Below are 845 nucleotides of genomic sequence, written 5' to 3'. Positions count from 1 at the left end.
ATCGATCACTGGTACCCAATCCACCGCTTTTACTTCCGTAACGGTTACTGGGAACTCAGGTTCAGGACGGTTTGCAATGTATTCAGCGATCTTTTGTTGCTTAAATAAATTAAAACCTATCACGCTGCCGAACAAGAGAACGGCGATAAGTAACATAAAGAAAGTCCACTTTTTCATTCTATTAAGAACTCCAAGTTAGTGTTTAATAATTGCATCCCAACTGGCTTCAATGGCTGCTTCCAGCGCATCGTCGTCCAATTGATAAAATCCCAAAGCATGTTTTCTCGCAAGCGCGACGCTTGCTTCAAAGCTTAATCCAGAGAGCACTTCGTTATCGAGAGGCTTAAAAACCCCTTCTTCTTTGCCCTGGTTGAAAAGGCGATCTACTTGGGCAAACATTTTTCGCTCAAGTTCCCACGTCTTGTTTCTTGTTGTGCAAGGTAACGAATCATATTGAACTCGATTACTGATGGCGTTTAAGTTGGAACCCGCCAAATTCCAGATGTTGAGCCACATGGTTCGATAGCGTTCCTTCAATGGCATGTCGTCATTAACGCCCGCTTGCACTGCAGAAGCAATGCGTTTGGCTACGTTAAGACGCACTTCTTCCAATAGATGTTCTTTGTCTGAGAAATAGCGATAAATCGTCCCGGCGGCGACACCTGCTTCGTTGGCCAGCTTTTGCATAGAAAGCCCTTGAAAGCCAGACTCTGCAATTAACTGCTCCGCAGCGGCAAGTATTTGATCGCGTTTATCTACAGCAGGGTTATCCGTCATAATCCTACCACCAGTGAATGAACGTTCATTCATTATAGCTTAAAGTCTGGTCTACTATGCAACAGAAT

Annotated in this window: 1 protein-coding gene and 1 pseudogene; both read right to left on the bottom strand. The window is 44.3% G+C overall.

Features of this window, described 5'->3' with window-relative positions:
• Positions 1 to 177, bottom strand: a pseudogene (locus tag R7040_RS25555) (efflux transporter periplasmic adaptor subunit); the annotation flags it as partial.
• A gap of 18 nt (positions 178 to 195) precedes the next feature.
• Positions 196 to 777, bottom strand: coding sequence for a TetR/AcrR family transcriptional regulator (locus R7040_RS25550; protein ID WP_005487525.1), 582 nt, complete (start codon positions 775 to 777; stop codon positions 196 to 198).
• Positions 778 to 845: the final 68 nt, after the last annotated feature.

It is taken from the genome of Vibrio sp. 1069, assembly GCF_033340555.1.
Note: the sequence above shows the minus strand (reverse complement) of the source record. Positions and strands in the feature narration are given on the sequence as shown.

Bases quoted from the DNA above. Each gene is read 5' to 3' on its own strand.
- R7040_RS25550 (WP_005487525.1), bottom strand. From the start codon at position 777: ATGACGGATAACCCTGCTGTAGATAAACGCGATCAAATACTTGCCGCT.